The organism is Bacteroidia bacterium (assembly GCA_019695265.1).
GTDB lineage: Bacteria > Bacteroidota > Bacteroidia > JAIBAJ01 > JAIBAJ01 > JAIBAJ01.
The window spans coordinates 22,580-30,359 of record JAIBAJ010000033.1 but is presented as its reverse complement, the minus strand read 5'-3'; the positions used below and the strand labels follow the sequence as shown (position 1 = coordinate 30,359).

The following is a 7,780-nucleotide window of genomic DNA, read 5'->3' as shown; positions in this document are numbered from 1 at the left end:
TTGCAAGTTTTTCAAGGGAACATCAATTCACAGCCGCGGCGCGCCCCGTGCTGAGCCAGGCCAACGCACGGCGTTCTAACAGGCTTTTGTGCAAGGGCTTATTCGGTTATAAAAATCATTATTCCATAATTTAATCTTTCTTCAAAAAAGAAAATTCAATTTTTCTCAAATACCTGAAATACAATGACTTAAATTCTAGTTAGATGGAAATTACCAATAGCCTAATTAAAGCCTTAACACTGGATTTAGAAAGTATCACTTTTAAAAAATCCGAATGGAGCTAGTATCCAGGAAACAAAGAACAAAAAATATACAGACAAGAACAGAAGTAGGGATGAAATGCTGTAGGTTGGGGCTTTGACCGGGCAACGATAGAGGCAGGTAGCCCACAGGAGCACGCGGCGCTAGCCAAGTGCTGCGAGGACTACAGCCGATAGCGTGACCCGAACGCCCATTTTGCCAGACTTGAACTTTGCCACAAATTTGGTTGGGCGGAGGGGGCCCGCCAAATAGAATTAATAAAATAATTGAAAACAGAAACTCAGGTAATGATCCATTCCCAAAAAAAAAAACATTGCGGCAACTATTCATCATTTGAAATATCCTTATCCAATGAAAGTTCTCTTAAATCACGGGAAAAATAGCCTATTGCGGAGGTAACAAGTAAAGTGCCGAAGCCACCGAGCACCACGGAATTGACCAATCCAAACAATTTTGCGGCCAAACCACTTTCGAAGGCACCAATTTCATTAGAAGTGCCAACAAAAATGTAGTTGATAGCCGACAATCTGCCTCGCATTTCTTCGGGAGAATAGGTTTGTAAAATGGTGTGACGAACCACTACACTAACCATGTCGAATGCGCCGCTGAGTGCTAAAATAAAGCAAGACAGGTAAAAATTTTTGGATAAAGCGAACAGAATCATGGAAACACCAAATCCGGCGGTACTGAACAATAATTTTTTTCCGGTATTGGTGGTAATTGGAAGGAAGGTTGTAAAAAGTCCGGCGATGATAGCCCCAAAGGAAGGCATAGCCCTCAGTATACCCAAGCCGGTAGGACCGGTAAATAAAACCTGGTCGCAAAACATGGGGAGAACGGCGACGGCTCCACCCAGCAATACTGCCAGCATATCGAGGGACATAGCAGGAAGGATAAGCGGATGGTTGAAAAAAAACTTCATCCCTTCCCTAACTTTGGTAATAGCAGGTTCAGTAGTTTGAGAGGCCGGAGGAGGATCGGCTTTAATGAGAAAATAACTTAGGAGACTTGTGGCAATACAAAACAGGGTAAAGAGGTAAGCTCCTGTGCTACCATACCAAGCGTATAAGAATCCACCTAAGGCAGGGCCAAGAACTGCTGCAGCTTGCCAAACAGTACTAGAGATGGATGCTGCTTGAGGCAAACGATCTTTAGAAATTAATTGAAATCCGAAGGCAGAACGGGCAGGGCCGGCAAAACCACGCATTACACCCACCAAACCGATAACCAGGAAAATTGACCAAATTCCGGAAGAACTAATCCAGCCGAGGTAAAACTTGCTCAGTATCCAAAGCACCAGGCTGCAAAACAAATAGCCCGAGATAGTCCATTTCAGGATAGACTTACGTTTGCGGGTATCGGCAACGTGACCTCCCGGAAAGGTAGAAAGGATAAAGGGCAGGGCTTCGGAAAGTCCAATCATACCCAGCCAAAGCGGGTCGCGGGTAAGTTCGTAAACCTGCCAACCAACCGCAACGGATTGAACCTGAACACCGATGGTGAGGAAGAATGTTCCTGATAGGTAGTTACGGAAATCGCGTTGTTTGAGCAAGGCAAAGTTCCGAAAAGCATTGGTAAAATTCACCCTGCAAAGGTGAAGAATATGTTGTAATACCCAATACAATAATCCTTAAAACAAATTCTTGTGGTATTTGATGTACCTTCGCCGGAATTCAAAATGCTATTAATTTACACCAACCAATTAACACCCAGGTTGAAATATACCTTCCGTTTTTTCTTTGGAAAATTATTAAACATTGATTACCGGGTAACGGATGATATTGAGGAATTTAATGTATCTCATTATTCCAGAATTAGCTATACCCAGCATCCTGTTGAAGGCATACCATTTATTCAGGCCCGCAGTTTGTTGTTTGAGAAAGGAATAATAGAACAAAATATTCATGTTTTTGATTGGGAAAACACCAAGGCATTTTTTGCTACCGGAAAATATTCCCTATTGCCTTTTGATCCTTTTGCCGCATCCTTTTTTTTGATGAGCCGGTATGAGGAATATTTACCTCATGTAAAAGACAGCTATGGCAGATTTGAGGGAAAAGAAAGTTTTGCCGGTAAAAATGGATTTTTACAATTTCCAATAATCAATATCTGGGCTGAAAAGATTGCCAAGGTTTTACAAAGCCTATTCCCTTCGCTTGAGTATAGTACCAATTCATTTTCGGTGCTACCTACCATTGACATTGACAATGCCTGGGCCTATTTAGAAAAAGGATTTCCAAGAACCATTGGTGCCACATTTCAGGATCTTTTGAAGGCGGATTTTACCAACCCCAAAAAACGATTCAGGACTTTATTGGGTTTGGAAAAAGACGTGTACGATACCTATGATTTACTAAAGGAAATACATCTGCAAACCAATACCAAACCGGTTTTCTTTTTTCTGCTTGCTAATTATGGTCCGATGGATCGAAATGTTCCCTATTATAACCGAAAACTCAGCAGACTAATCAAATCACTTGCTGACGATTATTTAGTTGGAATACATCCTTCCTTTGCATCTAACAAGGATATTTCTATAGTAAAAATGGAAATTGATCGGCTTTCAAATATATTAAACCGGGAAATTACCATTAGCAGGCAGCATTTTTTAAAACTTGAATTTCCTCAAACCTATTTGAATTTATTGGAATTGGATATACGGGAGGATTTCTCTCTGGGATTTGCCGATTTACCGGGTTTTAGAGCCGGAACCTCTACCCCATTTTTCTTTTTCGATTTGGATTCGGAACAGGAAACACCTTTATTGTTGCATCCTATAACTGTAATGGATGCCACCTTGAACAACTACATGAAACTAAATCCTGCAGAGGCATTAAATACATCGCTCGAATTTTTACATACTATCAAAAAGTATGGAGGACAATTTATGCCTTTGTGGCATAACGAAACTTTGAGTGAGCATTTTGAATGGGTTGGATGGAGAAAGGTTTATGTGGAATTAATGAAGCAAACCCAGGCTTAAAAGAAAGGATACATTCCGTAAAACCTTACTTTTCCTTTAGCATTGGAATTAAACTCCAGGGTTGGAGTTGGAATTTTAATGATTCGGATAGCGCTAAACAAGGTACGTAGCACCTTGCTTCTGGTTTTTATTCGCCATAAATCAATGTCGAGGGTTAGGTAATATTGCCGGAAGCGATCCACCGAAGGCAGTGGATTTCCATCGGGGTCGGTAGCCGGATTGTAATGAGCGCCAAGCATTCCGGAGGCACCATACCCTACCCCAACGCTTAGCCACCGGGGAAATCCGGAACTTTCAGGCAAAAAGGAATGAATATTTCCGGAAAGCCAATAAGTTAACCCATTGTAATCCTTTAACAAACGTTGAATTGGACTGCTCCCTAACAAATCGGGTCGGTAGTGGGCCAAGTAATTATCGGCATAACTTATTTTCCAGGTAAATCGTTGTTCTTTCCAGAGTAATTCTTGTCCGATATAAGTGGCTGTTCCGGTGGAGTTTGCAATGATATCGCCCCAGGAGAAGCCCCATTCTTGTGAAAAGCCGTCAAAAACTTCCACAGTAAGCAAAAAGATAGAACCAAAGGAGCCACCAAACCAAACCGACAATGGCCTGTTCATGCCGGCCCAATGCATGGTTTCTTTTCCTAACATACCAATATAGTAGGAAGAAATTAAATGACCGCCTTTATCAATTTGCAACCATTCCTTGTTATCGTTAAAAATATGAAAGTTCGATTGAGGATATCCGGCATACCATAAATAATACAAACCGGTCATGCTACCCACATAGCTTACTCCCAAACTTCCGGAAAGCCAGGCAACTCTTTTTTTATTGTAAGTAGGAGATGCCGTTAAAAACCGATTTAATGCTGTATTCTTTATTGAATCCTGAGCCTTTATTGGATTTGAAAGAAATAATTGAAGGGCAAAGCACACCCCGAGAAAGAGGATAGTTGGTTGGAATAGGGTTTGCCGAAAACGAGACATTACAATTTTATTTATTCCATTGCAGATCAACCAGTACCGGCAAATGATCGGAATATCCACCGTAGTAGCGGTCACCGCCATAGGTACGATTAGGTTCCTCTGTGCCCTTCTTTTCATTTTTATACAGCAGGAAATCCTTTTTTAAAATACTGGCTGTACCTATTCTTAAACCCCGAACCGACTTAACCAGGGAAGTAGAAGAAATTACATTAATCAGCATAGTCCATTTACCCTGATAGTACTCCGAACCTTCACCTTTTTCCATTAAAGGCGCAACCAGGTTTATAAAACCGGTTCGTTTAGCCAATGCTTCAACCGGCGTAGCACCCAACACATCTTTGACACTTTTATTGGTTGGATAATCGTTTAAGTCACCCATAATTAATATTTTGGAATCAGATGAAACTTTAAATAAGCTATCTGACACATGTTTAAGGGTTTGAGCAGCTGCTATGCGATTAGGTTCACTTTCCTCTTCCCCACCCCTTCTGGAAGGCCAATGGTTAACAAACACATGCAAGGTATCTCTTTTGAAAGCCAATTTGGCGTACAAAATATCCCTAGTTGGTCTAGGATTTTCGCCTGGAAGCTGAACCCTAACCGATTTGGCAGATACAAACTTAAATGAATTGGACTTAATTAATAAACCTACATCCACACCACGCTCATCGGGGCTGTCAAAATGAACTACCTGATAGCCAAATGGTTTTAAGGAATCCATAGCAACCAAGTCATTCAGCACCCCTTTATTCTCAATTTCACACAATCCTACCAATTCCGGAAATCCGGCAGTACTCATCACTTGGGTTATATGCCTTAACTTTTCCTGGTAACGTTTAGAATTCCAATTCTTTTTGGCAGAAGGTAAAAACTCCTCATCATCTTTATTGGGATCATTGATGGTATCAAACAAATTCTCCACATTGTAAATCATGGCCTTCATGGGTATGGAACCAGGCTTTTGAGCATTTACAACTGAATGAAAGGCAAGAAAAAACACTAAAATGGGAGCATATTTTAACATGGCACAAAAATGAATAAAATAATCCTTGGGAAAACCATGCCAGGAAGTGAAATTTACCCAGAACAGCTAATTTAATGTTAAAATCCTTCGGGTTCTTCTTTACAGCTTTCATGTTCATCCTGTTTTATTGTTAAAAAACATCCCAAACTAATTAATTTAACTCCCTTGAATTAGCTTTGTTGACCCATTTGCGGTTTGCCCTGGATTATCATGAACCGAATTATCCTTTATTTCTTGCTTATCGGATGTGCATTCATGGTTTCGTTTTCCACATCCGATACTACTGCCTACGAACAGCAATACCAGGCAGGAATAAGGCAATTAAAAGAAGAACAGGCTCAGCTACTGAACCAAATCAAGCAAGGAAGCAAAAGCCCTGAACAAAGAGACCAGGTGTTCCAAATGCTTTATTCTTTAAGAATTCGTTACAAATACCTTGATTTTTGGTTGCGCTACCTTGAGCCTAATGCCTATAAGCAAATCAATGGAGTATTGCCTGTGGAATGGGAAACGGAGGTGTTTGAAAAATTCGAAAAGCCCTATAAAAGGCCAGGTGCAGGTTGGTATTTAGCTGCTGAGTATTTACAGGAAGATAACGCTAATCGAGATTCCCTTTTTTCCTTGATTCAAGCAGCTCAGCAGGCTTTAGATGTATTTGAATCCGATTCTATTCAAACCCAAATGAAAGATCCGGGCGTATTCTATTTCTGCAATCGCCTCTTTCTGCTCAATTTAGCTTCTATTTATACCACCGGCTTCGAATGTCCGGATACCAGTATGGTAATTATGGAGCTCAAAAACATGCTGCCAGGAGTAGGTAACATTTACAAGGTTTACAACCAATGTTATCCCAGTACTTCTTTGAGCCAGGATTACCTTAATTTATACGAGCAGGCTATTTCCTTTTTACAAAAACAGCCGGATACAGCCTTTTACACCTTCAACCATTTTCTATTTATCCGGGATTTTGTCAACCCCCTTTTTCGCATCAACCAGGCACTGATCCGAAAATATCAATTCGAAACCATCAGTCGACAAGATTATACCCTCAACAGCCAGGTCAATTCTATTTTCGATAAAAACCTCTACCAAGGTCAGGAAACCAAGGGAATCTATTTTTATGTGAAGGATAGCGCCATTTTGAGGCAAATTTCAGAGGTAGGCAAACTTTTATTCTTTGATCCAATTTTATCTGGAAACAACAAACGAAGCTGTGCCTCTTGCCATAAGCCCAGCCAAGGCTTTACCGACACTTTGGTAAATACTGCAATGCAATTCAATCAAACGGAAGTATTACCCCGAAACACACCCAGTTTGCTCAATGCTATTCATTACCAATTATTGATGTTGGATGGCAAGCATATTTCCCTGCAAAACCAGGCCAAAGATGTTACCACCAATCCTAAAGAAATGGGCAGCCAAACCCAGGAATTGGTTGAAAAGGTTTTAGCTATTCCTACCTATCGTCAGGCATTTAAATCCTGGCTCAAGTATACACCTACCGAAAAGGAAGTAAACATCGAACACATAGCCTCTGCATTAACCCTGTATTATGGCAGTTTAAGTTTTTACGACTCTCCATTTGACCGTGCCATGAATTCGACAACTAAAATGCTTGACCCAGAAGTAATAAAAGGTTTTAATGTATTTATGGGCAAAGCCCAATGTGGAACTTGTCATTTTGTACCCCAATTCAATGGGACAAAACCGCCATATATTAGTTCTGAATTTGAGGTTTTGGGAGTTCCGGAAGATACTAACTATTTGCGTTTAAGTCAGGATGTTGGGCGTTTTGGGGTACATGCCGTACAAGAGATGGATCGAGCTTTTCGAACCCCCACTTTACGCAATATTACAAAAACAAAACCCTATTTTCACCATGGTGGTTTTCGAAATTTGGCACAGGTTATTGAATTTTACAATGCCGGCGGGGGGAAAGGGAAAGGACTTGGGATTGAAAATCAGACCTTATCGGCTGATTCTTTGCGATTAAACCCAGAGGAAAAGCACCAATTAATTGTTTTTATGAAGTCGTTAACGGAGGATATTCCTGAGGTTATCCCGCCGAATAAGCTTCCGGAAAGTACGAATAAGAAACTGAACAATCGAATTTTGGGAGGAATTTACTAATGCAAAAACTAGGTTTGTGGTTGTGTATACCCTTGCTAATACTGGCTATTCGGTGCAAATCGCCGATGGAGCAATATTCCATTCCGGTAAAATTAAGTGCGGAAGATGAAAAGGAACTATTAAACAGTTTAAAACAGGGAGAAGCACTATTCAAAATTCACTGCGCCGGATGTCATGTTAAGAAGATCAAGCATAAAAAGCTTATTCCAAATTTCACAGCCACGATGTTGGGTAATTATTCAAAAAACATGATTAATTCAACTCCGGAGCATAAAAACACCATTTCACCCAAGCAGTTGAGGCCGGAAGATTTGAACAAGATTATTACCTTTTTGACCTTTAGGAAAAAGGATCCGAATGCACCGAATTTTAATTTGAATGGGGAAAAGCATTAAT

General features: G+C 40.5%; 6 protein-coding genes. 3 read left to right on the top strand and 3 right to left on the bottom strand.

The annotated features are described in order from the left end of the window. Window positions 1–583: 583 nt before the first annotated feature. The gene (locus K1X82_06850) at window positions 584–1,846 is read right to left on the bottom strand and encodes an MFS transporter (GenBank protein ID MBX7181811.1); all 1,263 of its coding nucleotides are present in this window, start codon (window positions 1,844–1,846) and stop codon (window positions 584–586) included. Between the two features lie 93 nt (window positions 1,847–1,939). Here K1X82_06850 and K1X82_06845 point away from each other — a divergent pair, with 93 nt between their 5' ends. Continuing rightward, entirely contained in the window at window positions 1,940–3,244 is a 1,305-nt protein-coding gene (locus tag K1X82_06845; GenBank protein ID MBX7181810.1) for a polysaccharide deacetylase family protein, read from the top strand. On the opposite strand, the gene K1X82_06840 is transcribed toward K1X82_06845, so the two are convergent. Beyond that, window positions 3,241–4,230 carry a YfiM family protein gene (locus K1X82_06840; protein MBX7181809.1) on the bottom strand — a complete coding sequence of 330 codons (990 nt, stop codon included), beginning with the start codon at window positions 4,228–4,230 and terminating at the stop codon, window positions 3,241–3,243. The genes K1X82_06845 and K1X82_06840 overlap by 4 nt on opposite strands. A 7-nt stretch (window positions 4,231–4,237) precedes the next feature. Continuing rightward, the gene (locus K1X82_06835) at window positions 4,238–5,254 is read right to left on the bottom strand and encodes an endonuclease (protein ID MBX7181808.1); all 1,017 of its coding nucleotides are present in this window, start codon (window positions 5,252–5,254) and stop codon (window positions 4,238–4,240) included. Window positions 5,255–5,464: 210 nt separating this feature from the next. Here K1X82_06835 and K1X82_06830 point away from each other — a divergent pair, with 210 nt between their 5' ends. Both K1X82_06830 and K1X82_06825 read left to right on the top strand, forming a co-directional pair. After that, complete coding sequence (locus K1X82_06830; GenBank protein MBX7181807.1) at window positions 5,465–7,384, top strand: cytochrome C peroxidase; 1,920 nt, start codon at window positions 5,465–5,467, stop codon at window positions 7,382–7,384. Then, entirely contained in the window at window positions 7,384–7,779 is a 396-nt protein-coding gene (locus K1X82_06825; protein ID MBX7181806.1) for a cytochrome c, read from the top strand. The genes K1X82_06830 and K1X82_06825 overlap by 1 nt, the downstream gene beginning before the upstream one ends. The last annotated feature ends 1 nt before the right edge of the window (window position 7,780 follow it).